Here is a 24608-nt window from a genome sequence, read left to right on the forward strand (position 1 = left end):
TGCCGCACCAACATGAAGGACATCCATAAATCTGAAAAACTGCACGGCGTCTGCTATGAGATTCGCGGCCCGGTGATGGAGCAAGCCCATCGCATGGAGGAGGAAGGCCACCGTATCCTCAAGCTGAATATCGGCAACCCCGCCCCCTTCGGCTTTAACGCCCCCGATGAAATCATTCAGGACGTCATCCACAATCTCTCCCAGGCCCAGGGCTATGTGGAGTCCAAGGGATTATTCGCCGCGCGCAAAGCTATTATGCAGGAGTGCCAGACCCTGGGTATCCAGGGAGTTGAAATTGATGACATCTATCTGGGCAACGGTGTCTCCGAGTTAATCTCCATGGCCACCCAGGCACTGCTCAACAATGGCGATGAGCTGCTGCTGCCCATGCCCAACTACCCCCTGTGGATGGCCGCTACCAATCTCGCTGGTGCCAACCCGGTACTCTACCGCTGTGACGAGGAATCCGGCTGGCTGCCCGATATTGAGGACATAAAAGCAAAAATCACGCCTCGCACCCGCGGCATTGTCGTGATCAACCCCAACAACCCCACCGGGGCTATTTATCCCAAGGCTTTGCTGGAAGAGATTGTAGAGGTGGCGCGCAGCCACAATCTGGTGATTTTTGCCGATGAAATCTATAGCAAGATCCTCTATGACGACGCCGAGTTCACCCCCATGGCCAAACTGGCCCCGGATGTGCTCTGCCTGAGCTTCAATGGCTTGTCCAAATCGTACCGCTTGGCCGGCTTCCGCTCCGGGTGGATGATCATCAGCGGGATCAAGCATCGCGCCAAAGGCTTTATTGAAGGGATGGAGATACTCGCCTCTATGCGCCTGTGCGGCAATGTACCGGCCATGTATGCCGTGCAAACCGCACTGGGGGGCTATCAGAGCATTAACGACTTGATACTGCCCGGCGGCCGCTTGCGCCAGCAACGCGATCTGGCCTACCGCATGCTCAACGACATTCCCGGTGTCAGCTGTGTCAAACCTAGTGGTGCCATCTACCTGTTCCCCAGGCTGCACCTGGACCACCACAAAATCGATAGTGATGAACAGCTGGTATTGGAATTCCTGCGCCAGGAGAAAATCCTGCTGGTACAGGGCAGCGCTTTCCATTGGGACGCGCCCGATCACCTGCGTATTGTCTTTCTGCCCCGCGCCGACGACCTCTCCCACGCAATTGAACGGCTGGGTTACTTTTTGGAGCGATATACCCGCTGATGTTGGACGATTTACATATCCACGACTTTTATCGCGATGCCGGCAGAATTCTGCTGGCACTGTTTGGCCAGTTCCCCCTGCCCTCCACCATTTACGTAGAGGACATTGCCGGGCCAGACACCCCCGACGAATTCGGCCTGCACTCGCCACGGCACCTGGCGTGCCTGGGTGCCCTCAGCTGGTTAAAACAGAGCGGTTACATTCACTTCTCCCAGCTGGTGCGCCAGGAAGCTGCGGAGGAAGTGGTACTGAGCCACCGGGGATTTCTGCTGTTGATCAACAAGGAGGAAAATTCTGGCCAGAGTAACGCACAGCTGCTCAACAGCGCCGTGCGCGATGGTTCCTCTGCAAAGTTACAGGCGCTGGTGGAGCGCCTGATGCGGGAGTTTGCCGCACTGTAAATAGAGTGGTTTGGGCATCACCGCTATTTAGTATCGCTAATTCTGACGACGATATTTAACGTGCAGCATTTTTAGGGCGGCATCCGGGTCCCGATCGGGGAAATCCGGGTTTTGCGCCAGCCGCTCTACCACTTCATAGCCGCTATCGGCACCGAGTATCAACTCGCGAAAGTGCGCTTCGCTGTGGCGCGGGGAGTTGATCACCATCAGCAGGTCTGCCTCATCCGCGAGGCAGGCAGGCAGTTGTTGCAGCAGTTTTTCGTAGTTGTGACTCACATCGAAGCGGCCTTTCTGGCGTGTGGGTGGGTCTACGATAGCGAGATCAAAGGGCCCCCGGCGGTCAAAACGCTTGAACTGGCGCAGCGCATCGAATTGCAAAAATTGAATGCCCCGCAGGGACAGGCCATTCACCTCGTGGTTTTCTCGGCCGCGATTCAAAACGCCCCGATTCACATCCACATTGACGATTTCAATATCCCCAGCGGCTCGAGCCACGGCAGAAAAAGCACAGGTAAACGCGAACAAATTCAGCATCTTCACCGATGCGCGTTCCGAGCGCTCCCGCACCTGCGCTTCAAGCCAGGCGCGGCCGGGTTCGATATCCAGAAAGAAGCCAACATTCTGGCGATCAAAGGTCAGTGGAAACTGCAGACCGTTGCGCTGCGCCACTGGTGCGGCAACCGATTCGCCACACAACCACTCCAATGGTGCACCGGGGAGATAGCGACGCTGCGCGGCCACCCCCTGATAACCGTATGATTCGGCCATCTGCCAGAGCTTCTCGCACAACTCCCCTTCCCCCTCGTACTCCTCAAAAAAAGTAACCAGTAATGCAGGGGAAAAACTATCGACACAAACCTGCTCCAGGCCTGTAAAACAGCGACCACGCCCGTGAAACAAACGCCGGCTGTCACCGCCGCCCTGAACTAACTTGGGCTCTACTTGCTGCAGCAACACTTGCCAATCGGTAGACACTCAGACTTCTCCATTGCTTAAGGGGTAGAGGATCGCATCGCGGTAGCCGGTTACCACACGGATAAAGCCGCTCCACTGCCGATCCAGTTCGGGGTCACCACTATCCACTAACAGGGGGCGCCCGCCGAGTTCGGTTATTTTGGTTTTGGTGGCGACAACCACCAGGTTTTCACGACCCACTTGGCTTAGGACTCTGGGGGAGAATTGCTGGTTACCGCGGCCGATCAGATGGCCCTGGCCTCCGATGGCAGTGAGAATAATTTTTACCTGACCATTTTTTTTCACACTCTTGTGTGCGGCAATCGCTGCCTCAATCTGCGGCGCGCTCACATCTTTTTGCAAGAGGGCGCCATCACAGAGCAGGTCCACCCCCAGCAGGGTGCCGTCACACCCCAATTCACTCAAGACAGCTAAGGTAGTTGAACCGGGACCGACGATATACAAGGTATCCGGCTCTAGTTCCTCGACAATCTCTGCGGCGATATCCGCCACAGCCAGCTCTTCCACCTCGCGCCCGGCGTTCTTTACTGTCTGCAGGAAGTGGCCCTCCTGGGGCACCAGCAGCTCGCCGTAGTGGCGAGTGCTCACCCGCCCCTGGCGGAAGCTATTTTCATCGATATCACGCACCTCGCGCTCACACAAATCCACCAGCTCACCGGCCAGTAATTTACGCAAAACTTCTCCACCGGCCTTGGGGGAAATCGCGAAACAAGCGGAGTGCATTTTGACACCGGCGGGAATACCCAGTACTGGAAAGTGATCACCCAGGGCGTTGGTCATATTGCGCGCAGTGCCGTCACCGCCAATAAAGACGATCAGGTCGGCACCGGCGTCGCGGATCGCCATTGCCGCTCTCTCGGTGTCCTTGGGGGTTGATGGGGTGGACTCGGCTGCACCCACCTCACGCACGGCAAAGCCCAGTGCACTAGCCGTATCCGCCCCCATATCACCGGTAAAACACAAAAACTCCAGCTGCTGCCGATACGGTAGCAAGGCCTTCAGGGCAATCGCGGCGCGCTTGTGGGATTGCGGCTCAATACCAGCCGCCAGGGCCTGCGCCACTGTCTCGGCTCCGTCGCTGCCCTTAAGCCCCGCTGGGCCGCCAACACCGGCCCAAGGATTGATAATCAAACCCAGCTTCTTAACTTGTTTTTCTAATCGCACATGAGCCCCAGTACTGCCAACTCTTCTCTCTCTTTTTTACCCAGGGCCTGCGCTGCGGCGCGGTAATGGGAAAACTCCAAACGCTCGGGATATTCACGGCGCAGGCGGTCGAAAGCCTTGGCCATAGGTTCTACCCCTCGAGCCGCGTCGCGCAGGCGCGCATCATCTTCGCGTGGGTCATACATTTGCAATAACAAATTCGCTATTGGCGCCGCCCCACTAATCACCGGCTCAAGTTGCCTTCTAGAGACTTCAGCTTGCGTATCGCAGGTGGCGCCAGTGTTTTCTGGCTGGGCCAGATCCAGCGCATTGGAGAGCGCCTCGCGAATTATGCGGGTGCCTGTGAGCTTGCCATCCAGGCTATAGCCGGCAATATGCGGGCTCCCCAGGTCCACCAACTCCAACAGCTCAGTGTTGATTCCCGGCTCCCCCTCCCAGACATCCAGCACTGTCATAAAACGCTTTGCCCGCTGTAACACCTGTAATAACGCGCGATTGTCCACCACCGCACCGCGACCGGCACTAATCAAAACAGCGCCGTCGCGAATCTGTGCCAAATGCTCGGCACCGATCATATGCAAACTGGGGAAGGGCCCATCTTTAACCAGAGGGGCGTGCAAGCACACAATGTCCTGACTCAGTACGTGCTCAAGGGGGGCAAAGTCGGGGTTATCTGGCAGCCAGGGGTCGTAGACAGCACAGCTCGCACCCAGGGCATGCAAGCGCTTCTGCAGCAGCCCTCCCACATTGCCACAACCGACAATGCCAAAGCTGCGCCCGCGCCAGTCCACGTCTAGGGCGGCCAAAGTACAAAATACATATTCAACCACGGAGTTGGCATTGCAGCCCGGCGCGGCGCTCCAGTAAATACCATTGCGCTCCATCCAATCGGTATCCAGATGATCGGTGCCGATGGTACAGCTACCCACGAAACGTACCGGCGTGCCCTCCAGCAGGCTCTGATTCACTCGTGTGACGGAGCGCACCAGTAGGATATCCGCATCAATCAATTGCTCGCGCGTCAGTGTGCGGCCCGGATAGCGTACTAGCGTACCCAGATCGCCAAAATATTGCTCCAGTGCCGGTATATTCTCATCGGCAACAATCTTGAGGCCAACGCCCTGTGCGTGGCTTTTACTCATGTAGATTCTCCTTCAGCGCTCACCAGTGTGCGCTCCATTTTTCCTGCCAGCCCGCCGATCCCGAACTCCTTGGCAAGAGCCGTGGCCAATTCAACATCCACAGGTTGCGGACGCAAATCACTCACCTTAATGCCAAGGGGGATATCCTCCACCAGGCTTGCGAGGCGTTTTGCCAAGCGCAGCTGGTCGGAATATTCCCCCAGCCGCTGGGCGAGCCCTTTCGCACCCCGAATGGGCAGTGTTGTCACTCTCTCTTGCTGTGCCAACAGCGCTTCGACATCATCAAACTCGCCCAGCAATCGCGCCGCAGTCTTGGCCCCAATGCCGGGTACTCCGGGAATATCGTCACTGCTATCACCCACCAGCGCCAGGTAGTCGGCAATCTGCGCGGGTTTTACCCCAAACTTCTGCTCAATGGCCGCGCTGTCCATATGCTGGTTTGCGGCAAAATCCCAAAGACTGGAGGCTCCACGAGCCAGTAACTGCCCCAGATCTTTATCCCGACTCACAATGATCGGGGCATGATTGCGCAGTTTTCGCGTCAAGCTGGCGAGAATATCGTCCGCCTCATAACGCTCACTGGAGAAACTGGCGATACCCAGGGCTTCCGCCATCTCCCGGCAGGCCGCCAACTGAAAGGCCAGGGCTTCATCTGGCAATGCGCGACTGCATTTATAGTCCGGGTAAAGCGTATTGCGGAAGCAACTGCCGAGAGATTCATCGAAAGCGCAGGCGATATGACGTGGATTTCTCGCCAAAAGATCCAGCAGGAAGTTGGTGAAGCCGTAGACCGCTTCTGTGTCGTAACCACTGCGACTCTGCCAGTTGGGTGGCAAAGCGAAGTAATAGCGAAAGATATAGACAGAAGAGTCGACCAGAAAACTGCTCACGACAGCTCCCGCAGCTGATAGTCATCGCCGCTCAATGGATCTGGCTGAGTAAACGCCCCAGCGAGCGCAAGAGCGAAAGTGCGCGCCCGCTCATTGGGCCCCTCCGCACAATAGCGCTGAACCTGGCGCCAAATAGCCTCTTTGAAACTGGTGCTGGGACCAAGTCCACTCTCCAAGTTGTCCGCACTGACACGGAAACGGAGGCCACAGGCACGGGCGAAAATCCATTCCAGCGCCTGGGGTTTGACCTCCACCAACTCGAATTCTGCTTGTTGCTCGGCACTGCGCCCATCTGGAGCATACCAATAGCCATAGTCGGGCAACTGCCGGCGGGCCTCACCGGCCACACACCAATGGGCCACCTCGTGCAGTGCGCTGGCCGCATAGTCGAGAGTGAACTCGACCTGATGATGGCTCGGCTGGCCCCCGGCGGGCCGATAGTAAGGTTCGGAAAAACCGCCGCAAAGTCGGGTATTTAGCCCTTCTGGACTGGAAAAACAGCAATTGAAGACCGCCACAATACGCTCGGCAGTGGATCTGGCTGCTAGGGGAGTATTAGAAACTGGAGCCATTTCTAAGTGAGTGACGGGCAAGATATTCTCCGGGATACCGCAAAGGCGGGGACTATATCAACGGGAGCGCCTCGATCAAAGCCGCGCCGCTTCTGCAGGCGTTAGCGGGCCGGTTGTATTTCCGGAAATCAACATATACCTTTACTCACAGGGAGGCCGCTGAACACCTGCCTTTTCAGCGTATTCCCCGAGGAGGGGTCTAATGCAGTCAAATACCCTCCTGCCCCGGTCTTCTTTCAGAGATAGGGCCTTGGCAGTCGCACCTTGATCTGATCGGAGACGGTATATAACCGGCCCTGCCAGGAGGTGTTCCATGACAGACCACAGCATCAACAATGTGGTTGACCTCTTCACCGGCGAGCCGATCGAAACTTCTGCGGACAGGCGCTTTATTCGCCTTTCGCCGGAGCTAGACGGCTTGGAAATGCTCTACTCCAACAACTCCAGCGGTACAGACCTATACAGCTTAAAAATACTCTGCTGGGGGCTTAAAGCGAATGGCGAGGTCGTAGGCCTCGTTCCCTGGTTAAACACTATAGTGGCCTGTCCAGATATCAAGGACCCTTTGGACGGACGCTTCGAAGGCTACTACGATCCCGGTATTGAAGACATCTTCCACCATCCCCCAATCCACAAAGTCGTCGAGTTGGAGACTGCGGCGGAATACTTTGAGTTTGAGAGCAGCAAACCAGAGGAAGTTCTGCAGGAGATTCCCGATACCATCGGCACCCATGCGGTGTTTATGGATAAGGACAGGGAGAACCTGACACTGATCGAGGTCATCAGCTGGAGGCTGCACGCCGACGGCGTTATTCACGGTATGCTGATCGATCACGATGTCGTTGAGACCACTCCGGTACTACCGGGAGATCACTGTCTATACCCAGCACAGGAGAGTGAAGGCTTTCGCTACTTCTTCCAACATCATATCGCCAACAAGATCAAATCTGAGGACCCTGAGGCACTAGCCGCGATCGCCGCTCTAGTAACGGCGCCATAAGAGTTAACAGGCCATAGAGTCAGTACAAAACTTATTCGGGAGTGTGCCCCCGGTGCCGTCGAAGCGGGACCGGGGCGCTATCTGACCAACTATTCCGCTTTCTTGATCCAATACACGAACTCGTCGTTCTCCTCTGCGTGCTGTACCAGTTCATAGCCGAGAAACTGGCAGAACTTGGGCACATCCCGCTGCGTCGAGGGATCGGTGGCCATCATTTTCAATACTTCCCCATCGGCAACATTTCTCACCGCTGAGTGCAGCATCATTACAGGTTCCGGGCACAACAGGCCACGGGCATCGAGGGTGTGATCAAACTTCATAGTATTTATTGTGCGCAATTTAGCGCACTTCGTCATCTAGAAACTGGCTGCCGACTCTTCCGCTGACAGCCGCGCTAAAATCCATTTAGGCCCTATCGCATTGTGGGGAGATGATGATCTATGTATTGATAGAGCGAGAAATTGCCGCCGAAATGCAGAGCAGCTACGAAGAGGCCGCACGAAGAGTCCTTACCTGTGCCTACCGCACCGTCGGTTTTATCGAGGGACAGACCTATATCGAAAAGGGCAATCCATTGCGCCGCTTTACCCTGTCTAAATGGCAGTCAGAACTGCATTGGCAACACTGGTACACCAGCGAGGAGCGACGCGCCCAAATGGCCCAGTTGGCCCCACTGCTAGTGGGGGAAGAGCGCGTCACGATCCTGGAAACCGCCGCATAAATCCCACCACTTTATCAACCGCAGTCTGCCAGTGTTGGGCTTGGGTAAATCCACTCGCGCGACGGGGCTTAAAATCGTGGTCACCATCGGCCAGCCACTCAATCTCAATAGCCTCTGCCAATCCATAAGTATTCACCTCTGCAAGGCTGCCAAGTGGATCGCGATCTCCCTGCACAATCAAAGTGGGGCAGGCAAAATCTAGCAGGTGCTCAGTGCGGAGCTTCTCCGGCTTGCCCTGGGGGTGAAATGGATACCCCAGGCAGATAAGTCCGGCAACCACCCCCTGCGCATAGCTGTCATTGGCCAGGAGGCTCGCTACCCGCCCTCCCATCGACTTGCCCCCAATAAACAGGGGGAAATCACCGGCAAACTGCTCAATCTGGGCGTTAAAGTTCTCCTGTAACTGCGACATAGTGTTAGGCGGCCGCTTGCCACCTCCGCTGCGGCGCTGGGCCATATAGGGAAACTCGAAACGCACCACTTCGATACCCTGCTCACACAACCCAGCGGCCAACGTCTGCATAAATTCACTGTCCATGGGCGCACCGGCACCATGGGCAAACAGAAAGCGCGCTTGAGGGGCTTGGGGCACATCAATAAGGTATTCAGACATCGGTAGGCAGATCCTCAGCCAGCACCAGATTGACGGTCTCCTCGCCGGGATCGAACCAAATTACCACGTCACCGGACTGCAACTGACGGCGCAGGCTAGCCACCTTCTCCTGTAGTTCCACCTCGCGCTCACCATACTCGGTGCCCTCACGGGTAGCATACTCTTCCAATAGGTTCTGCAAAGTGTTGGAATCCAACTGCGCAAAGGGAATGATCATACAACTTTCATATCCGGGTGAGATGGGAGCGACGAACGCCGCTCCCGGTGTTTACCTGTATTGGTAAATGGTTGTTAAAACTTAGGATTTTGGCTTGCGGAAGCGTAGGGTCATGCGGTCGCTCTCGCCGATGGCCAGGTACTTGTCTTTGTCCTCATCGCCCAAGCGGAGAGAGGGTGGCAAAGTCCAGACACCTTTCGGGTGCTTGGCGCTATCTTTCGGGTTGGCGTTGACCTCACTGCTCTCTTCCAACTCAAAACCAGCCTTCTTGGCTGCTTCGATAACATACTCCTGAGTCACATAACCGCTCTTGACCATATCCTCTTTACTGGTACCAGGCTTGGCGCGATGCTCAACCACACCGAGAACACCGCCGGGTTTCAGAGCGCTGTAAAAGCTGGCAAAAGCCTTATCTTCATAACCGCGGTACATCCAGTTGTGTACGTTGCGGAAAGTCACCACCGCATCGGCACTACCTGCTGGGGCTATCTCACGGCCGGTTTGCGGTGAAAACTCGGTCACTACGACATTCTTATAGGCCTTCTTGTCGGCAGCTAGCTTGTCTTTAAAGCTTTTCAAAGAACGTTGATAGTAAGAAGACTCGCTATCCTCGGGGAAGTGCGCTGCATAGAGCTTGCCCTTCTTGCCCAGGTAGGGCCCTAGGATTTCGGTGTACCAGCCACCGCCAGGAGTAACCTCCACTACCGTCATATCTGGCTTAATGCCCAAAAATTCCAGGGTTTCTGCCGGGTTACGGTACTGGTCTCGCGCAACGTACTCTTTGCTGCGGTGATCCCCCTGAATGACAGAATTCAAGTCGGCAGCCTGGGCGCCACCAGCCAGGGCCAGAGCGCCGGCCATAGCGAGCAGAGATTTCTTGATATTGATCGTCATAATCGTTCCTGTGTTGTTATCGTTAATCCAGCTTCGATCGCACACTGTCGATCTTATCCTGTAATGACTGTTCCCGGTCTATACGGGTTCCCAATTTCAGACTGGTAGTGATGCGATCGGCGCCCATCGCGTGTACTCGCTCATGGCAGGTTTTTACCGCAGCCATCACCGTATCCCAGTCCCCTTCTATGTTGGTGCCATAGGCATGTAGATGGTGTGTCAGTCCCGCTTCCACCAGTACTTTTTCACACTCCGCAACATACCTACTGACAGACACCCCCACACCCATGGGTATCACGCACAAATCGGCAATGACCTTCATTGACAGTCCCTCGCTAAGTTACCTGTTGCCGGGAAAAGAAAAATGGCTTTGAGATTGGACGATAGAGTTATCCGACGAGATCCTATTACAATGCAAATGATACGTCTCCACTGAAGCAAAGGAACACTATATGCAACAGCATCTCGTTATCTCCATGATCTGCAACGATAAGCCCGGTGTTGTGGAAAAGCTTTCTGCAGTCATTGCGGATAACGGTGGCAACTGGGAAGACAGCCATATGGCCCATTTTGCCGGAAAATTTGCCGGTATATTGCGCGTTGCTGTTCCCGGTGACAAAACCCAAGGCTTAAAGGTCGCCCTCACTAGCCTCGCCCAGGATGGCTATAACCTGATCGTTGAAGACGCGATCGCCGTTTCCACTAAGCCTCAACAGACACTGACATTGAAGCTGGTAGGCAACGACCGCCCCGGTATTGTGCGGGAAATATCCCGCGCACTCAGCGCCCACCATATCAATATGGATCAGTTGGAAACTACTTACAGTAGTACTCCGTGGAGTGGCGAGCCTCTGTTTACTGCCGAGTGCAAGATCAATGTGGATGAAGATATGGATCTCGATGGCCTGCGCGACGAACTCGACCAGATCGCCAATGAGCTGGGGGTGGAGATCGACTGCGAGGAGATCGCCACCCCCCTCTAATTGTGGAATAATCCGCTGCCATGCGGAGCCGGGCCCACCGCCCGGCTCAAATCATTCAAGCTAGATAGTACCGCTCCAGGGCATCCGCCAAGTAATGTTCAAAATTGTTCTATTCCAACCGGAAATTGCCCCGAACACAGGCAATATTATTCGACTTTGCGCCAATACTGGCGCCGAGTTACACCTAATCGAACCCCTTGGCTTCGATATGGACGACAAACGCCTGCGCCGCGCCGGGCTTGATTACAGTGAATACAGCCGCGTGGTTCGACACCCAGACTGGCAGGCTTTTGTCGATAGTGAGAAACCTTCGCGGGTGTTGGCCCTGTCCACTAAAGGCAGCCACAGCCATACCTCAGTGGAATACCAAGACGGCGATGCGATTGTGTTTGGCCCCGAAACTCGCGGCCTGCCGGCGGAGTTTCTACAAGTGGTGGGTCCAGAGAACACCCTGCGCATTCCTATGCGCGCAGAGAGCCGCAGTATCAACCTATCCAACGCCGCCGCCATTGTGATCTATGAAGCCTGGCGACAGCTCGACTTCAACGGCGCCATAGACCAGCAGTAAGAATTTTTTGTTATGCCAAGCTCCCAAGCTCCAATAGGCCTGTTTTACGGTTCCAGCACCTGCTACACCGAAATGGCTGCAGAAAAAATCCGCCAATACATTGGCCCCCAGTGGATCGACCTACACAACGTAGCCGAAGCGGATATTGCCCTGGCCGAAAGCTACGATTTCCTACTATTTGGCATTCCCACCTGGGATTACGGTGAACTGCAGGAAGACTGGGAGAATATCTGGGACGACCTGGCCGAGCTCGATCTGAGCGGTAAGACTTTTGCTCTGTTTGGGCTCGGGGACCAGGAAGGCTATCCACAGTGGTTCCAGGATGCCCTGGGCTATTTGCATGCCCAACTGCTCGCCTGCGGCGCCCGCGCCGTAGGTTACTGGCCTGCCGAGGGCTATGAATTTGAGGAATCCAAAGGACTGACCGAAGATGGCAGCCAATTTGTCGGCCTCGCCCTCGATGAAGAGAATGAATTTGACCTCAGTGAAGAGCGTATTGGCCGCTGGTGTGACCAGGTAATGCATGAATTCGGTCTTAAGGACGGAGCCTGAGGATAGTAGTGAAGTGAGCAAATCCGGCAAACACGCGGACATCCAGTGGCGCGAAGACGGTCAACCCCTGTCTCGCGCCTATGACGATATCTATTTCTCCACAGCCTCCGGTCTGGAGGAAACCCGCTACGTATTCCTACAACAAAATGCCCTGGCGAAGCGCTGGGCGACCCTGCCCGAGAATGCCACTTTTACGATCGGCGAAACTGGCTTTGGCACCGGCTTAAACTTTCTCGCCGCCTGGGAGCTATGGCAGAAAACCGCTCCGAAAAATGCGCAGCTCCACTTTATTAGTGTGGAGAAATTCCCCCTGCACCCCCAGGATTTGCAGCGCGCCCTGGCACTATGGCCACAACTGCAGCCCTACTCCCAGCTACTGATTGAAGCCTACCCGCCATTATTGGCCGAAGGTGTTCACCGCCTGCAGTTCGGTCCAGTAAAACTGACCCTGATTATTGGGGAGGCCAGCCAGGCTTTAGAAAGCCTGCGCTTACAACAAGAGAACCGCGATCGGTACGTCGATGCCTGGTTTCTGGATGGTTTTGCGCCGGCCAAAAACCCTGACATGTGGACTGAAGAGCTATTCACCAATATGGCCCGCCTGAGTCAACCTGGCGCCACTTTCGCCACCTTTACCTGTGCGGGGCTGGTTAAGCGTGGCCTGCGCGAGGCGGGCTTCGCCCTGCGCAAAGTAGCGGGATTTGGCAGCAAGCGGGAAATGCTGTGCGGCACCCTGGAGCAGTTACACGACTGCCAGCAGCACAGCACCCCCTGGCACCTACCCAGCACCGAAGCACAGCATCCGCAATCTGCCACAGTGATCGGTGGCGGTATTTCCGGCGCCACCATTGCCAGAGCACTCGCAGAGCGCGGTGTACAAGTACAAATTATTGAGCGCGGACCTGCCCCCGGCAGCGGCGGCTCCGGCAACGACCAGGGCATACTCTACGGCAAGCTCTCCCCCAAACCGGGCCCAAATGGAGACTTCAACCTGCATGCCCTGATGTTCGCCCAGCGATATTACAAGCAACAATGCCCTCAGCTCGCACATTTTAACGGCCTCTTACAACTGGCTCAGAGTGATAAGGAGAGGCTGCTACAGGAGCAGATCGCCACTAGCTTGGCTAAGCACCAAGGACAAAACCTGGCTCGAACGGCTTCTTGTGAGGAGGCCAGTCAGCTAGCCGGCGTAGATCTTCCTTTTGACGGGCTTTACTTCCCCGATGCGGGCTGGCTGGAACCCCAAAAGGTATGTGCTGCGCTACTGGAACACCGAAACATCACCCGTTATCAGGGTCGCGCTGTAGAAACACTGACTCGCCAAGATGACAAGTGGCTGCTGCGTACAGAAGGAAAAGAGATAGAAACGGAGGCGCTGATTCTCTGTGGAGCCAATGATATTCGCAGCTTTGCACCGGCTGAAGCCCTGCCCCTGCGGCCAATACGCGGCCAGGTCTCCCGAGTGCGCGCCACAGAGACCTCCACAAAATTAAAAATTGCCCTCTGTGGCGAGGGCTATATCACTCCGGCCCACGAGGGGCGCCAAAGCTTCGGCGCCACCTTCAAGCTCAAGGAAACCGCCACAGAGTTACGGGAAAGTGAACACAAGGAGAACCTGCAGACACTGGCAGAACTGCTGCCACACTTTGCCGAGGAATTCTCCAGCCAGGATTTCAATGGCCGCGCCGCACTGCGCGCCGCTACACCGGATTACTTGCCAGTTGCCGGACCAATTCCCGACTGGGCATCCATGGACAACACTTACGCAAGTTTGCGTAAAAACCGCAAATTATTCATCCCCGAGCACTCAGATTATCAGGCGGGACTCTATGTAATGGGCGGCCTGGGCTCCCGCGGTTTTACCTACGCACCGCTAACCGCCGAATTACTCGCCAGCTGGATTATGGGCGGGCCCCTACCTGTTAGCGCAGATCTGGCGAAAGCCCTGCATCCAGCGCGCTTTGCCATCCGCAACCTGGGTAAAAATCGCTAGTCGAGTGGGGCTTAGGCTCCTCTTATCGCAAAGCTTTTAAGCGCCCCTCCCTAAACTTTGCCTGCCTGAGGCCTCCCCGGTGGGGCCAGCAGGCTAGCGCTACCGGCGCCACAGGCCACGATGGTTTTCATGGCAGCCTCAACGCTAACACCGGGCAGTATTTCCACACACTCCGCCGGCACATGGAAAACAAAACCCGAAGTGGGTACTGGAGCCGTTGGCACGTAAACCGTCATCTCACCATTGGCATGCTGAGAGGTCACTATCGCCGTTACCGCAAGCGGATTATCTGCACCGTGGATACGCACCCGAGCCACAGGCCCGGAAAGCACCCCCTCACCACCACCGCCAATAAATTGCACAACCAAATCTTTAATAGTGCTATACCCAGGTGCCAGGCGACCAAGCCAGTGGTCAACATGGCGGTGTAGCCAGTTACCAATGCTGGTCTTTACCAATAGACCAATCAAGAAACAGCCCCCAAGAATCAGTGCTATCACCACAAGTCTGGCGAGGGTATCCTTAAACTCCGTATGGGCTTCCAGCCAAGTAACGGCGGGGGCGACAATTTCACTGACCTGGCCAAACAGCCACTGGAATAAAAGTACTAAGATTGCGATGGGCAGCACTACCGCCAAACCACCCAAAAGGGTCAAGGTGACAAAGGTTTTTACTCTGGTCATAGATAATTGATGTACCGACTTACTATCCGCAGCTACATACTGCTGCTCTTATCCTGCCTGCTGCCAATAGCAGCACAAGCACAATTGAAGGCAACCCCCTTCTCCATTCTGGAGGAGCGTCAACGTGGTGGGAATCATTTCACCCAGGGGCTTTATTTCGATGGCCAGCGCTGGTGGGAAAGCAGTGGCCTCTACCGTCGTTCCTGGCTTGCCGAGTATACCGACCCCAGTGAAAAACCTGTAAGGCGAAAGTGGTTGCCGGGCAGACTATTTGCCGAAGGTCTTACTGTTCTGGGCGAAAAGCTCTACCTACTGACTTATAAAGCCGGTGAGCTGCATATTTACAATGCCAGCAACCTACAACATTTGGAGGTTAAGCAATACAGCGGAGAGGGTTGGGGCCTTACCAGTGACGGTGAGTCCCTGATTATGAGTAACGGTAGTAATAAACTGACCTACCGCGATCCAGATACTTTTGAAGTCAAGCGCCAGGTCAAAGTGCATGGCGCCGGGGAGGTCTGGTCGAATCTGAATGAGCTGGAATTCGCCGAGGGCCTGATCTGGGCCAATATCTGGCAAGACAGCCGCATCATCGCCATAGACCCCATAAGCGGAGAAGTGCGCGGTGCTGTTGACCTGAATCGGTTAAATCCCGATGTCCGTAAACACCCTGACACGGTTGCCAATGGGATCGCCTGGGATAAGAAGCGAAATGGGCTCTGGGTAACAGGAAAATTTTGGAAACAACTCTACCTAATCCGGCCTGAAGGGCTGGGGTTTAGAAAAAGCACAGTCCAATAAAGTTAGCGCCTGCGGTCTATCACCGTCAGCACACCACCATTGCGCAAGTAGTCCATAGAGGAGAGCTGCAACTGCAGCCGAAAGCCATGATCGCGACTCTGCAAGCTGACGCCATCAAGCCCGGCTTGCCCATCGTAAAGCATGGTGGATTCCCCCTCTTCACCCTGCCATTGAATCCCCTCCACATTGCGCATCCCGGGGAGCTCCAAAGTTACCAGAGTAAATTGCTCCGGTAACGGCTGCAGCTCGACCTGCGCGACACCGGAAACTGTCGCCAGGGAGAAAACTAACTGATTCTCCGGTGCTGGCCGCCAGCCCAGATGAGTATCCGCTACAACAGATTGCGCAAAACTACGCGGAGCACTAGAGGAACAGCCAGAAAGCCCGGCCAGAACTGTCAACCACAACACAAAAAGCACGATCAATGTGCGCATAGACCTATCCTTAGGCGATCGCTGTGATGAGATGCGGGGTGAGATGTGATTATAACCCGTGAATTCAGTCACAACTCCTAAGCTGCCATTGCACGGTATTTCAAGGCAACCCCATCCTAAAACCCACCGCACAAAGTCGCTACGCGGGGTATACTCCGCCGCCATGAATTCCCCACAAAATATTCTCGAACACGTCTTCGGCTATACCCACTTCCGCGATCCTCAGGAAACGGTAATCAATACACTAATGGCCGGCGATGACGCCCTGGTACTTATGCCCACCGGAGGCGGCAAATCTCTGTGCTACCAGATTCCTGCCTTGGCCAGGCCCGGCTGCGGCGTGGTGATCTCTCCATTAATCGCCCTGATGCAGGATCAGGTGGAAGCCCTGCAGGAAGCCGGTATTCGAGCCGCCTACCTCAACTCCTCCATCTCCTATGACGAGGCCCAGGCCATTGAGAGCCAGTTGCTCTACGGCGAACTCGACTTGCTCTATTTAGCCCCGGAGCGCCTGCTACAACCCAGAACCTTGGCTCTTCTCCAGAGAGTAGAACTCTCATTGTTTGCCATTGATGAGGCTCACTGTGTCTCCCAATGGGGCCATGACTTCCGCGCTGATTACCTGCAACTCAGCTGTTTACACGAGCAGTTTCCCAGAGTACCGCGCATAGCGCTGACTGCTACGGCGGACAAACGCACCCGCGCGGAGATTGCCCTGCGCCTCGATTTGGAAAGCGCCCGGCACTTTGTGAGCAGTTTCGACCGGCCGAATATCCAATACCGGATCGAGCCCAAGGACAACCAGCGACGGCAGCTCCTGCAATTTCTAAAAAATGGACAGGAAGGCCAAGCAGGCGTCGTGTACTGCTTGTCCCGCGCCAAAGTGGAAAATACTGCCGAATGGCTCAACCAGCAGGGCTATACCGCCCTGCCTTATCATGCGGGCCTGCCGGCGGAAACCCGCGCAGAACATCAGCGTCGCTTTTTACGCGAGGAAGGGGTAATCGTAGTCGCAACCATTGCTTTCGGTATGGGTATCGACAAGCCGGATGTGCGCTTCGTTGTGCATCTAGACCTGCCCAAAAGCGTCGAGGCCTATTATCAGGAAACCGGGCGAGCGGGACGCGATGGAGAAGCCTCTATAGCATTACTGCTCTATGGCCTGGAAGATGTAGTCAAACTCGGACAAATGGTGGAATCTTCCGAAGGTAGTGAAGAGCACAAACGCCATGAACGCACACGCCTCAATGCCATGCTAGGGCTATGCGAAATGACCAGCTGCAGACGTCAGGCACTATTGCATTATTTTGCTGAAACTCTCGAGCAACCCTGTGGCAACTGTGATATCTGCCTGGAACCACCCGCTACCTGGGATGGCAGCGAAGCCGCTATCAAGTTGATTTCCTGCGTTTACCGCACAGGACAACGCTTTGGTGCCAGTCATGTCATTGACGTACTGCGGGGCTCAGATAATGAAAAGGTTCGCAAGTTCAACCACGACCAGCTCACTACCCACGGTATTGGCAAGGATTTCAGCGGCAGTGAGTGGAAGGCTGTGGTGCGCCAATTGATTGTAAGAGGCTATTTGGAAGTTGAAGGTGAATTCCAGGGGCTCAAACTCACAGAAAACTGCCGCCCATTACTACGCGGAGAGGAAAAACTGCAACTGCGCAAACTCCCCAAGAAAGTCCCTCGCGCGCAAACCCGAAATACGGCAGTTCTGGAAGATCTAGAGCCAGAAGAGGAGCCCCTCTGGCTAGCACTTCGCAGCTGCCGTAAACAACTGGCCGAAGAGCGCGGGGTGCCGCCTTATGTCGTCTTTCACGATGCCACCTTGCGCGGAATGGTTAAAGCACACCCGCAAACCCACAGTGAACTCCTGGCCGTCTCCGGTGTTGGCGATAGCAAATTGGAACGTTTCGGCGATGCTTTTCTCGCCGTACTTAGGGGCTTCCCCAAACATGATTAAGGACCAAAAACTCATTAAATTAGTAAGAAATTAAAGTGGTACAAGAGGTCCATTCTATTTCGGGCTGCAACAACTGATGAATTTTCCTACCTGGGGTTACCTGTGTTACAAAGGCACAAAGAGGTAAAAAATAACGTATAAATCCCCAACGAGAGGAAACCATGAAAGTTATTGGTCACCTGATTAATGGCAAGCCATCTGCCAGCGACGATTCAGCCCAGCACCCTCGCCTACAAGACCTAACCAACCCCTCAACTAATGAAATAATCGGCAAGGTAGCGCTGGCCAGCAAAGCTACCGTTGAAGAGGCTATCTCTGCCGCAGAAGCTGCCTACCCCGCCTGGCGCAACCTACCCACAGCAAAGCGCGTACGCATCATGTACCGCTTGCGCGACCTGCTGGAAGAAAATGCGGAGAAGATCTGCGAGCTGATCACTCTGGAGCACGGCAAAGTACTTAATGATGCCATGGGTGAACTGCAGCGGGGCATCGAGAACATTGAATATGTCTGCTCTGCCCCAGAGATGCTCAAAGGGGAGCATAGTAAGAATGTAGGCCCGGCTATTGACTCCTGGAGTGAATTCCAGCCTCTGGGCGTCTGTGCGGGAATCACCCCATTTAACTTTCCCGCCATGGTGCCTCTATGGATGTGGCCAATGGCGATTGCCTGCGGCAATACCTTTATCTTAAAGCCTTCTGAACGCACCCCCTCTTGCGCCTTATTTATTGCCGAGCTGGGTATCGAAGCTGGCATCCCAGCTGGGGTTTTAAATATCGTCAACGGCGACAAAGAGGCAGTAGATACACTGCTGACAGACAAGCGTATTCAAGCGGTCAGTTTTGTTGGCTCAACCCCTATTGCGGAATATGTCTACACCACGGGGACTGCCCACGGCAAAAGAGTTCAGGCCTTCGGTGGCGCAAAAAATCACGCCATCATAATGCCGGATGCTGACCTGGACAATGCGGTAGCTGCGTTAATGGGCGCAGCCTATGGCTCCTGTGGCGAGCGCTGTATGGCAATTTCCGTAGCCGTCGCAGTAGGCGACGATACAGCCAATACTTTAGTAGCAAAGCTTAAAGAGCAAATTGCCCAACTAAAGATTGGCGATGGCATGAACAACCAAAACGATATGGGACCTTTGGTTACCCAAGCACACCTAAACAAGGTGGAAGGCTTAATCAGTGCCGGTATCGAAGAAGGCGCGGAGCTGGTAGTAGATGGCCGCAATATGAAGGTTCCAGGCTACGAAAGTGGCAATTATCTGGGAGCCTGCCTATTTGATCGTGTTACCGAGGAGATGGCGATACACCACAGTGAAATTTTTGGTCCCGTCCTCTGCGTAATGCGTGTAGATACCATGCAGGAAGCGATGAATATTATTGATGCTCACGAGTACGGTAACGGTACTTGTTTATTTACTCGGGATGGGGAAGCAGCCCGTTACTTTAGTGACAACATTAAAGTAGGCATGGTCGGCATCAATGTGCCTTTACCAGTACCTGTTGCACACCACAGCTTCGGCGGCTGGAAGCGCTCCTTATTTGGAGACCTTCACGCTTATGGACCTGATTCTGTAAGGTTCTATACCAAGCGTAAGACCATCACCCAGCGCTGGCCGGCAAGTGGGGTGAGAGAGGGTGCACAATACAGTTTCCCTAGCAATGGCTAATTATTAAAGTTAAGGGCGGATACCCGCCCTTTAACCGTTTAAGCACTCCTTCCCCACCTAAACAATCAAGCCTCCCTTGATGTATCGGCAATAACATAAGCCCAGCAATCTTAGGAGATAGATATGTTTCAAAGAACCCATAAAAAAATAAAAATAAAAGTATTTTCAGCCTTACCTTTTTTCTTGCTTACGCTCTCTACATCTTCTATAGCTCTAGCCCAGAGTGCGACGCTGAAACAGTGCCAAAGCTGGAGCAATAAAATTGAGCACTACCAGGAAAAAAGGAAAAAGGGCGGATCAGGTAAAAAAATGGATGAATGGAAAGGAAAAATTCGAAAATACCGAGACAAATTTAGAAAAAATAAATGCAGCAGGTACGGAAGAAGGTTAGGTTAAAGTCGCTAAACACAACTCAGAATAACCTCAACTTCACCCTCCAAATATTTATAAAACCATTAAAAAAGGGCGCAACGCGCCCCTTTTCAAAGGATAAGAGTGATTACCAGTTGAAATCAAACTTATAGCCTACACCGATTTGGAACACCCAGGGATCAAACTCGTAGTCGCCACCGAATCTGTGCTCCCAAAAGCGACCGAAGTCATCATCATCATCACGGAAGTTGCGATAGAAGGTATCAACTTCAACATCGGTAGTCACATCATAGTAAATAGCCGCCAGATTGATCAGCCAGCTACTATCGTGACCAAAGGTGAAATCAACACCAATTTGCCATGTATAACCCCAGCTATCGCCAAAATTCACACGGCCATCCCAGTCACGGAAAACCAGATTATTGTCATCATCACGATGCCAGAAGCCCCAGTGTCTTAGGCGCTCATCACTAAAGTCGGTATAGTTAATACCGATGCCCATATAAGGCTGCACCAAACAGCTGGGATCCAGTGGATACCAATTCAGATATGCAGCAGTCGTTTGGGGCTTCCAACGAGCAAAATCACCGCGACGACGACGATCAAATAATATATCGTCATCCCAGTCATCATGCCAAAAACGATAAAGCCAGGGGTCACGACTACCACCAGTATGGCGATCGCCTTGCTGGAAACTCAGTGAAACACTCCAGTGATCGGTAGGCTTCCATTCAGCATTAATAAACCAACCCCACTCGCCATCTGGATCAAGATTGGTTCGGAAGGCACCCCAATCACGGAAACGATGATAGTCATCGTCATCATCATCATAAAAATCAAGCCACCGATCAGCAAAGGTTACATTGTCTGAGTTTGGTGACCAGTATGAACCGCCAATCCGTATCTTAAACTCCTGGGTAGGAGGAGGGGGTGGTGGGGCATAGCCAGCAGGTCCTGCCGAAGCGACACTAGAGATTGCTAAGGCGAGGGGCGTCATAACGGGGATCAGAATACGCGTCATCTTCATTTGTGGTAACTCCATTGATATTCAGCAGATCAAACAGCAATCAGCCCAATCAATGGTCAGTCTAGTCGCACGAAATCACAGATGTAGAAAAAACAAACAAATGTTGGCGCTCAAATATAATTCTACGTTTTTATGGCACACAAAATATCTTTTGTCGTTGAAATTTACATATTGGTATTGCTTCCAAAAGAAAACCAACGACACCCATTATTACTGCACTGCAAATTTGGACAACATCCACTGCTTCAAATTCCACAACCTATTTTGAACAGGAGCTGAAATATTCTCACTCAAAGAAAAAGACAAAGACGCCGGAAAGCGTAAGTTATGATATTTCGGGAGAAGTAAAATCCAACTGGACGCACACAGAGGTTAATTAGCCGGTAAAAGGTAAATAAGAAACAACAAACAGATACACAGGGAAATTGTGACTTTACTGGTGAAAGTGATTCAGGCTATTCAATCCAGTGGAACTCCAGCCAACTTTTTGATCTCAAACGCCCCAACCCATAGTGTACTTCTGAGGAAGGAGCGTCACTAAAACCTGCAAGAAATAGCAGGTTAAATTCGCAAAAAAACTCTATAGTTTGCTACCTAAACTCTGCTGCTACTTACCCTTTCTTGCTGCCACCCTGGCATTCAGGGCTTTGTGGAGCATCACCATCCCACTCATCCGGCGCATAAGTATGAAGAGCAAGGGCGTGGATCGGGCCAGCCATTTCACTCGCAAGCGTCGCATAAACCTTTTGATGACGCTGGACTTTTCGAACGGAATCAAAAACCTCACTCACAAGCACCACGCGAAAGTGCATTTCAGATCCTGCCGGGACATTATGTAAATGACTTTCGCATTGAACCTCAATAAATTGGGGATGGAAATTGGCAGTTAACTTTTCTTCAATTTGCTTTGCAAGACTCATAAACTCTCTTCGCAGTGTTCCAGATAATAATGCAGGGTTTTAGATTCAAAAATTGAGCTTAAACAATCAACCTATGTAATATCTAGCCAGAGCAAACCGCTAAATTACCAACAGATTATCCAGCTGCTTGGCAAGCTCTAATACGCTAATGTCACGTCAAGATTAACTGACAACTTTTGCCTTACTCTTTCGTGCATCAACAATCGCCTCATACGCAACGGTGATACTCTTCATCTGATCTTCAGCGTGACGCATAAACTCCTCTGGAAGCCCCTTGGAAGCGATCTTATCAGGGTGATACTCAGCAGCCTTGCGGCGATAGGCCAGCTTTAAATCCTTATCGCTAGTTTCCTCAGTGCAACCAAGCACTGCGTAATGCTGCTGAAGATCGGAAGCACTGCCTCCCCTCCCATGCCCAAATTGATTTTGCATGGCATCAAAAAGCGATTCATGTAAACCAAGATCCGCGGTAATTTTCCTGAGAATTACCTCTTCAGAAGCATGTAATTCACCATCGGCATACGCCACTGCAAATAGAAGGCGATAAACCATTTCCCGCATCGCCTGATTCTGCACCAACATCCGATACTGTTTGGCGTAATCGTAAATGCTGTACTTATCCGTTTTCGCATTCTCAAAAATCTTGATGGCATGCTTGCGATCCTCAGCGCCCAGACGAAGATTATTCTGAATAAAATCCTCAATCAGCTGAACTTCTGCTTTGGATACTTGGCCATCCGCCTTAGCCATCTTCGCCAGCATGGAAAACAGGGTAACGATAAAAACTTTCTGGGCCCCTTCCCTATTTAGAACCGCTGCGGCATTACCCAGGCGTTTGAGGCCAGAACCAAAGGAGCTACCTATCCAGGCACCCAAGGCCGCACCAATAGGGCCCCCAAACATAAAACCAAATCCGGCACCGATACCCGCCCCTAACCAGGACATATTCTCTCCTCTGAGCGCCGAATAGCGCTCCACTGTCATCTAAATCAAACATTTATATCCGGCCTATCTTACCACGTGTAAGAGAGCGTCAACGGATAGGCGTGACCAGAAGGTCAAATGAGCCTCACATTAAGCCGTCACTTCGATCACTGCCAGGTACATTTAGTTGCCTAACAGTCCCCCGCTATCTGCCACAATGATGTACAGGGCATTCTCATAGGAAATGAGGAACAGCTAAATGAAACTGCGGCAAGAGGTAGACTTATTGCGCCACATAACAATAAGTCTTCTTTTATTACTGGTATTTACAGGATGTGGAAACCGACAGGACACTACCGGTCAGGATAGCCAGTCACAAACTTCCCAGGTTGATAATACTGGCCATCAAGACTGGGAGACGATTGTCGAAGTTCTCCTGCACCCCCGCTGCTTAAACTGTCACCAGCTGGAATTGCCACTTATCAATCAGGGCTCCCCCCATGTACCCCGGGTTGAGCGAGGACCCGAAAATATGGGGATGGGGACAATGCGCTGCAGTAACTGTCACTCTGACCAGAACAATCCCGTGACAGGCGCACCCGGTGCACCCGGTTGGGCCATGGCTCCAATAACCCTTAATTGGTCTCGTATGTCCTCGGCCCAAATCTGTGCGCTGTTAACCACTCCCCAGGACAATGGCGGTCGCTCCCCAGAGCAATTGATGCTGTTTATGAGTGAGAACCCCCTAGCTTTATGGGGATGGAACCCTGGGGGTAAACGAGAACCCGTCAATATCCCCCACGGCAAGCTAGTTGAGGCATTGAAAGGCTGGATAGCCGCGGGAACGCCCTGCCCACCCCAGGCACCTTCTAGTTAACCCCTAAAAGTTAACCCCTGGTAAAGCCAAATAAGAGGGGCGCTAATTGAGCCCCTCAATTCCTGAGAGGGCCTGAGCCAAATCCTCTAACCAGCCATCACTTACCCCTCGCCAAGCAATAAAAATCTCTTCTCTGGGCTCAGTAAAGTTGCCAGCAACATCGATTTTTGCCCCACCGATATCCTCTGCCAGCCCCTCTGGCAATAAGGCAAGAAACTGTCCTGTTTTTACCAGGCCGCACAATACACCGTAATCATTTACCACAACCTGGACCTTACGTACAGGTAGGTTATCCCCCCACCCGTCACTGCCAATACCCCTTTCCTCGCCACAGAAAGGAGAGATTCTAGGGGCCGCAAAGGGATACTGCTGGACAACTTCGATTGGCACTTCCGCATTTGCCCACTCCCCAGAAACCAATCGGTGGCCGGGGCCCGCGACAACACACAAGCTTTCTGTACCCAGCTTACGCGTTGCTATCTGGGCGGGGACCTGCCCCAACAGCGCACCGGTAATCATGGCCAAATCCACCTCTCCCCTAACCAACATTCTCAGGGCCAAGGATTCATAGGCGGAAGTTAATGAAAGGCAGGCTTTTGGGTGGACCTCTGCCAGCTTGCTTTGAATAAAAGCAGCCCAAGTCAATTGCAAGACTGCTGGAGCTGCTATCCGACACTCCGAAAACTTTCCTAGCTCACCCAGTTCAAAGTGCACCTGGCGTGCAATGGAAGTGATTTCAGCCGCTTTATCTTGCAGCCGGCGACCAGCATCATTGAGTCGGATTTGCTTACCTACCCGATCGAACACACGAGTATTCAGCGCCGTCTCCAGGCGACGTAAAACCTTACTTAAGGCCCCTGGCGTTGTATCTAAACGGTCTGCCGAGCGCTGCAGGTTTTCTGTCGCGGCAATAACAAGGAATTTTTCAAGATCTTCTATTTCCATATTGGAATCAAAAGCCACCCAAAATGAATCGATTCGTAACTAATGTACGTCTAGAATCGCTTGCTGCCAAG

Annotated in this window: 29 protein-coding genes; 13 read left to right on the top strand and 16 right to left on the bottom strand. The window is 53.3% G+C overall.

The features are described 5' to 3' along the window. Positions 1 to 12 precede the first annotated feature (12 nt). Both ACJJIO_RS02695 and ACJJIO_RS02700 read left to right on the top strand, forming a co-directional pair. Positions 13 to 1227 (top strand): pyridoxal phosphate-dependent aminotransferase, encoded by a 1215-nt coding sequence (locus ACJJIO_RS02695; RefSeq protein WP_444885497.1) that lies wholly within the window; start codon positions 13 to 15, stop codon positions 1225 to 1227. After that, the gene (locus tag ACJJIO_RS02700) at positions 1227 to 1628 is read left to right on the top strand and encodes a hypothetical protein (protein ID WP_252085286.1); all 402 of its coding nucleotides are present in this window, start codon (positions 1227 to 1229) and stop codon (positions 1626 to 1628) included. Before ACJJIO_RS02695 ends, ACJJIO_RS02700 begins: the two co-directional genes overlap by 1 nt. 36 nt (positions 1629 to 1664) lie before the next feature. Here ACJJIO_RS02700 and ACJJIO_RS02705 read toward each other — a convergent pair whose 3' ends face one another. The 5 genes from ACJJIO_RS02705 to ACJJIO_RS02725 are packed head-to-tail and all read right to left on the bottom strand — an operon-like array spanning position 1665 to position 6392. Beyond that, entirely contained in the window at positions 1665 to 2603 is a 939-nt protein-coding gene (locus ACJJIO_RS02705; RefSeq protein WP_444910064.1) for a class I SAM-dependent methyltransferase, read from the bottom strand. Continuing rightward, the gene (locus tag ACJJIO_RS02710; protein ID WP_444910065.1) at positions 2604 to 3767 is read right to left on the bottom strand and encodes an ATP-NAD kinase family protein; all 1164 of its coding nucleotides are present in this window, start codon (positions 3765 to 3767) and stop codon (positions 2604 to 2606) included. Continuing rightward, positions 3758 to 4909 (bottom strand): 4-phosphoerythronate dehydrogenase, encoded by a 1152-nt coding sequence (locus ACJJIO_RS02715; protein ID WP_444910066.1) that lies wholly within the window; start codon positions 4907 to 4909, stop codon positions 3758 to 3760. Before ACJJIO_RS02715 ends, ACJJIO_RS02710 begins: the two co-directional genes overlap by 10 nt. Beyond that, on the bottom strand, positions 4906 to 5799 hold the full coding sequence (locus ACJJIO_RS02720) for a 5'-3' exonuclease (RefSeq protein WP_444910067.1): 894 nt from the start codon (positions 5797 to 5799) through the stop codon (positions 4906 to 4908). Before ACJJIO_RS02720 ends, ACJJIO_RS02715 begins: the two co-directional genes overlap by 4 nt. After that, positions 5796 to 6392: an elongation factor P hydroxylase gene (locus ACJJIO_RS02725; protein WP_444910068.1), complete on the bottom strand. Its 597-nt coding sequence runs from the start codon at positions 6390 to 6392 to the stop codon at positions 5796 to 5798. Before ACJJIO_RS02725 ends, ACJJIO_RS02720 begins: the two co-directional genes overlap by 4 nt. A 292-nt stretch (positions 6393 to 6684) precedes the next feature. Between ACJJIO_RS02725 and ACJJIO_RS02730 the strand changes: the two genes are divergently transcribed. Next, entirely contained in the window at positions 6685 to 7371 is a 687-nt protein-coding gene (locus tag ACJJIO_RS02730; protein ID WP_252085280.1) for a hypothetical protein, read from the top strand. 89 nt (positions 7372 to 7460) lie between these two features. On the opposite strand, the gene tusA is transcribed toward ACJJIO_RS02730, so the two are convergent. Further along, entirely contained in the window at positions 7461 to 7691 is a 231-nt protein-coding gene (gene tusA / locus ACJJIO_RS02735; protein ID WP_444885504.1) for a sulfurtransferase TusA, read from the bottom strand. A 110-nt stretch (positions 7692 to 7801) separates the two neighbouring features. On the opposite strand from tusA, the gene ACJJIO_RS02740 reads away from it, so the two are divergent. Next, on the top strand, positions 7802 to 8092 hold the full coding sequence (locus ACJJIO_RS02740) for an antibiotic biosynthesis monooxygenase family protein (protein WP_444888536.1): 291 nt from the start codon (positions 7802 to 7804) through the stop codon (positions 8090 to 8092). Here ACJJIO_RS02740 and ACJJIO_RS02745 read toward each other — a convergent pair. The 4 genes from ACJJIO_RS02745 to ACJJIO_RS02760 all read right to left on the bottom strand — a co-directional run bounded on the left by ACJJIO_RS02745 (position 8067) and on the right by ACJJIO_RS02760 (position 10138). After that, positions 8067 to 8705, bottom strand: coding sequence for an alpha/beta family hydrolase (locus tag ACJJIO_RS02745; RefSeq protein WP_444910069.1), 639 nt, complete (start codon positions 8703 to 8705; stop codon positions 8067 to 8069). The two genes, ACJJIO_RS02740 and ACJJIO_RS02745, sit on opposite strands and share 26 nt — an antisense overlap. After that, entirely contained in the window at positions 8698 to 8922 is a 225-nt protein-coding gene (locus tag ACJJIO_RS02750; protein ID WP_444910070.1) for a YheU family protein, read from the bottom strand. Before ACJJIO_RS02750 ends, ACJJIO_RS02745 begins: the two co-directional genes overlap by 8 nt. An 81-nt stretch (positions 8923 to 9003) precedes the next feature. Beyond that, a complete protein-coding gene (locus tag ACJJIO_RS02755) occupies positions 9004 to 9816 on the bottom strand; it encodes a class I SAM-dependent methyltransferase (RefSeq protein ID WP_252085275.1) in 813 nt (270 codons plus the stop codon). 22 nt (positions 9817 to 9838) lie between these two features. Further along, positions 9839 to 10138, bottom strand: a complete 300-nt coding sequence (locus ACJJIO_RS02760) for an MTH1187 family thiamine-binding protein (RefSeq protein WP_252085274.1) — start codon at positions 10136 to 10138, stop codon at positions 9839 to 9841. Between the two features lie 130 nt (positions 10139 to 10268). Between ACJJIO_RS02760 and ACJJIO_RS02765 the strand changes: the two genes are divergently transcribed. The 4 genes from ACJJIO_RS02765 to mnmC all read left to right on the top strand — a co-directional run bounded on the left by ACJJIO_RS02765 (position 10269) and on the right by mnmC (position 13912). After that, the gene (locus tag ACJJIO_RS02765; protein ID WP_252085273.1) at positions 10269 to 10799 is read left to right on the top strand and encodes a glycine cleavage system transcriptional repressor; all 531 of its coding nucleotides are present in this window, start codon (positions 10269 to 10271) and stop codon (positions 10797 to 10799) included. A gap of 94 nt (positions 10800 to 10893) precedes the next feature. After that, the gene (gene trmL, locus ACJJIO_RS02770) at positions 10894 to 11367 is read left to right on the top strand and encodes a tRNA (uridine(34)/cytosine(34)/5-carboxymethylaminomethyluridine(34)-2'-O)-methyltransferase TrmL (RefSeq protein ID WP_444910071.1); all 474 of its coding nucleotides are present in this window, start codon (positions 10894 to 10896) and stop codon (positions 11365 to 11367) included. 12 nt (positions 11368 to 11379) lie between these two features. Continuing rightward, positions 11380 to 11919, top strand: a complete 540-nt coding sequence (gene fldB, locus ACJJIO_RS02775; protein WP_444885510.1) for a flavodoxin FldB — start codon at positions 11380 to 11382, stop codon at positions 11917 to 11919. 13 nt (positions 11920 to 11932) lie between these two features. After that, positions 11933 to 13912 carry a bifunctional tRNA (5-methylaminomethyl-2-thiouridine)(34)-methyltransferase MnmC2/FAD-dependent 5-carboxymethylaminomethyl-2-thiouridine(34) oxidoreductase MnmC1 gene (gene mnmC / locus ACJJIO_RS02780; protein ID WP_444910072.1) on the top strand — a complete coding sequence of 660 codons (1980 nt, stop codon included), beginning with the start codon at positions 11933 to 11935 and terminating at the stop codon, positions 13910 to 13912. 50 nt (positions 13913 to 13962) lie between these two features. Here the strand turns inward: mnmC and ACJJIO_RS02785 are convergent, their stop codons facing one another. After that, positions 13963 to 14595, bottom strand: a complete 633-nt coding sequence (locus ACJJIO_RS02785; RefSeq protein ID WP_444898634.1) for a DUF502 domain-containing protein — start codon at positions 14593 to 14595, stop codon at positions 13963 to 13965. 9 nt (positions 14596 to 14604) lie between these two features. Here ACJJIO_RS02785 and ACJJIO_RS02790 point away from each other — a divergent pair, with 9 nt between their 5' ends. Continuing rightward, positions 14605 to 15396 carry a glutaminyl-peptide cyclotransferase gene (locus ACJJIO_RS02790; RefSeq protein WP_444910073.1) on the top strand — a complete coding sequence of 264 codons (792 nt, stop codon included), beginning with the start codon at positions 14605 to 14607 and terminating at the stop codon, positions 15394 to 15396. Between the two features lie 2 nt (positions 15397 to 15398). On the opposite strand, the gene ACJJIO_RS02795 is transcribed toward ACJJIO_RS02790, so the two are convergent. Next, complete coding sequence (locus ACJJIO_RS02795) at positions 15399 to 15830, bottom strand: hypothetical protein (protein WP_444885514.1); 432 nt, start codon at positions 15828 to 15830, stop codon at positions 15399 to 15401. A 163-nt stretch (positions 15831 to 15993) separates the two neighbouring features. Here ACJJIO_RS02795 and recQ point away from each other — a divergent pair, with 163 nt between their 5' ends. From recQ to ACJJIO_RS02810, 3 genes are all read left to right on the top strand, one after another. Next, positions 15994 to 17799, top strand: coding sequence for a DNA helicase RecQ (recQ, locus tag ACJJIO_RS02800; RefSeq protein ID WP_444910074.1), 1806 nt, complete (start codon positions 15994 to 15996; stop codon positions 17797 to 17799). A 161-nt stretch (positions 17800 to 17960) separates the two neighbouring features. Beyond that, a complete protein-coding gene (locus ACJJIO_RS02805) occupies positions 17961 to 19472 on the top strand; it encodes a CoA-acylating methylmalonate-semialdehyde dehydrogenase (protein WP_444910075.1) in 1512 nt (503 codons plus the stop codon). Positions 19473 to 19595: 123 nt separating this feature from the next. Further along, the gene (locus tag ACJJIO_RS02810) at positions 19596 to 19868 is read left to right on the top strand and encodes a hypothetical protein (protein ID WP_444910076.1); all 273 of its coding nucleotides are present in this window, start codon (positions 19596 to 19598) and stop codon (positions 19866 to 19868) included. A 103-nt stretch (positions 19869 to 19971) separates the two neighbouring features. Here ACJJIO_RS02810 and ACJJIO_RS02815 read toward each other — a convergent pair whose 3' ends face one another. The 3 genes from ACJJIO_RS02815 to djlA all read right to left on the bottom strand — a co-directional run bounded on the left by ACJJIO_RS02815 (position 19972) and on the right by djlA (position 22736). Continuing rightward, positions 19972 to 20871, bottom strand: coding sequence for an OmpW/AlkL family protein (locus tag ACJJIO_RS02815; protein WP_444910077.1), 900 nt, complete (start codon positions 20869 to 20871; stop codon positions 19972 to 19974). Positions 20872 to 21482: 611 nt separating this feature from the next. Continuing rightward, positions 21483 to 21791 (bottom strand): BolA family protein, encoded by a 309-nt coding sequence (locus ACJJIO_RS02820; protein WP_444910078.1) that lies wholly within the window; start codon positions 21789 to 21791, stop codon positions 21483 to 21485. Between the two features lie 162 nt (positions 21792 to 21953). Beyond that, on the bottom strand, positions 21954 to 22736 hold the full coding sequence (djlA, locus tag ACJJIO_RS02825) for a co-chaperone DjlA (RefSeq protein WP_252085261.1): 783 nt from the start codon (positions 22734 to 22736) through the stop codon (positions 21954 to 21956). A 238-nt stretch (positions 22737 to 22974) separates the two neighbouring features. Here djlA and ACJJIO_RS02830 point away from each other — a divergent pair, with 238 nt between their 5' ends. Continuing rightward, positions 22975 to 23592, top strand: a complete 618-nt coding sequence (locus ACJJIO_RS02830; protein WP_444898639.1) for a hypothetical protein — start codon at positions 22975 to 22977, stop codon at positions 23590 to 23592. A 42-nt stretch (positions 23593 to 23634) separates the two neighbouring features. Here ACJJIO_RS02830 and ACJJIO_RS02835 read toward each other — a convergent pair whose 3' ends face one another. Continuing rightward, the gene (locus ACJJIO_RS02835; RefSeq protein ID WP_444910079.1) at positions 23635 to 24537 is read right to left on the bottom strand and encodes a LysR family transcriptional regulator; all 903 of its coding nucleotides are present in this window, start codon (positions 24535 to 24537) and stop codon (positions 23635 to 23637) included. Positions 24538 to 24608: the final 71 nt, after the last annotated feature.

This window comes from Microbulbifer mixtoriginis (SeqCode), assembly GCF_052467235.1.

Bases quoted from the DNA above. Each gene is read 5' to 3' on its own strand.
- ACJJIO_RS02715 (WP_444910066.1), bottom strand. From the start codon at position 4,909: ATGAGTAAAAGCCACGCACAGGGCGTTGGCCTCAAGATTGTTGCCGAT.
- ACJJIO_RS02760 (WP_252085274.1), bottom strand. From the start codon at position 10,138: ATGAAGGTCATTGCCGATTTGTGCGTGATACCCATGGGTGTGGGGGTG.
- ACJJIO_RS02815 (WP_444910077.1), bottom strand. From the start codon at position 20,871: ATGAAGATGACGCGTATTCTGATCCCCGTTATGACGCCCCTCGCCTTA.
- ACJJIO_RS02790 (WP_444910073.1), top strand. From the start codon at position 14,605: ATGTACCGACTTACTATCCGCAGCTACATACTGCTGCTCTTATCCTGC.
- ACJJIO_RS02755 (WP_252085275.1), bottom strand. From the start codon at position 9,816: ATGACGATCAATATCAAGAAATCTCTGCTCGCTATGGCCGGCGCTCTG.
- djlA (WP_252085261.1), bottom strand. From the start codon at position 22,736: ATGTCCTGGTTAGGGGCGGGTATCGGTGCCGGATTTGGTTTTATGTTT.
- tusA (WP_444885504.1), bottom strand. From the start codon at position 7,691: ATGAAGTTTGATCACACCCTCGATGCCCGTGGCCTGTTGTGCCCGGAA.
- ACJJIO_RS02745 (WP_444910069.1), bottom strand. From the start codon at position 8,705: ATGTCTGAATACCTTATTGATGTGCCCCAAGCCCCTCAAGCGCGCTTT.
- ACJJIO_RS02765 (WP_252085273.1), top strand. From the start codon at position 10,269: ATGCAACAGCATCTCGTTATCTCCATGATCTGCAACGATAAGCCCGGT.
- ACJJIO_RS02820 (WP_444910078.1), bottom strand. From the start codon at position 21,791: ATGAGTCTTGCAAAGCAAATTGAAGAAAAGTTAACTGCCAATTTCCAT.
- recQ (WP_444910074.1), top strand. From the start codon at position 15,994: ATGAATTCCCCACAAAATATTCTCGAACACGTCTTCGGCTATACCCAC.
- ACJJIO_RS02795 (WP_444885514.1), bottom strand. From the start codon at position 15,830: ATGCGCACATTGATCGTGCTTTTTGTGTTGTGGTTGACAGTTCTGGCC.
- ACJJIO_RS02830 (WP_444898639.1), top strand. From the start codon at position 22,975: ATGAAACTGCGGCAAGAGGTAGACTTATTGCGCCACATAACAATAAGT.
- ACJJIO_RS02695 (WP_444885497.1), top strand. From the start codon at position 13: ATGAAGGACATCCATAAATCTGAAAAACTGCACGGCGTCTGCTATGAG.
- ACJJIO_RS02810 (WP_444910076.1), top strand. From the start codon at position 19,596: ATGTTTCAAAGAACCCATAAAAAAATAAAAATAAAAGTATTTTCAGCC.
- ACJJIO_RS02740 (WP_444888536.1), top strand. From the start codon at position 7,802: ATGATGATCTATGTATTGATAGAGCGAGAAATTGCCGCCGAAATGCAG.
- ACJJIO_RS02700 (WP_252085286.1), top strand. From the start codon at position 1,227: ATGTTGGACGATTTACATATCCACGACTTTTATCGCGATGCCGGCAGA.
- ACJJIO_RS02835 (WP_444910079.1), bottom strand. From the start codon at position 24,537: ATGGAAATAGAAGATCTTGAAAAATTCCTTGTTATTGCCGCGACAGAA.
- ACJJIO_RS02750 (WP_444910070.1), bottom strand. From the start codon at position 8,922: ATGATCATTCCCTTTGCGCAGTTGGATTCCAACACTTTGCAGAACCTA.
- fldB (WP_444885510.1), top strand. From the start codon at position 11,380: ATGCCAAGCTCCCAAGCTCCAATAGGCCTGTTTTACGGTTCCAGCACC.
- ACJJIO_RS02730 (WP_252085280.1), top strand. From the start codon at position 6,685: ATGACAGACCACAGCATCAACAATGTGGTTGACCTCTTCACCGGCGAG.
- ACJJIO_RS02785 (WP_444898634.1), bottom strand. From the start codon at position 14,595: ATGACCAGAGTAAAAACCTTTGTCACCTTGACCCTTTTGGGTGGTTTG.
- ACJJIO_RS02805 (WP_444910075.1), top strand. From the start codon at position 17,961: ATGAAAGTTATTGGTCACCTGATTAATGGCAAGCCATCTGCCAGCGAC.
- trmL (WP_444910071.1), top strand. From the start codon at position 10,894: ATGTTCAAAATTGTTCTATTCCAACCGGAAATTGCCCCGAACACAGGC.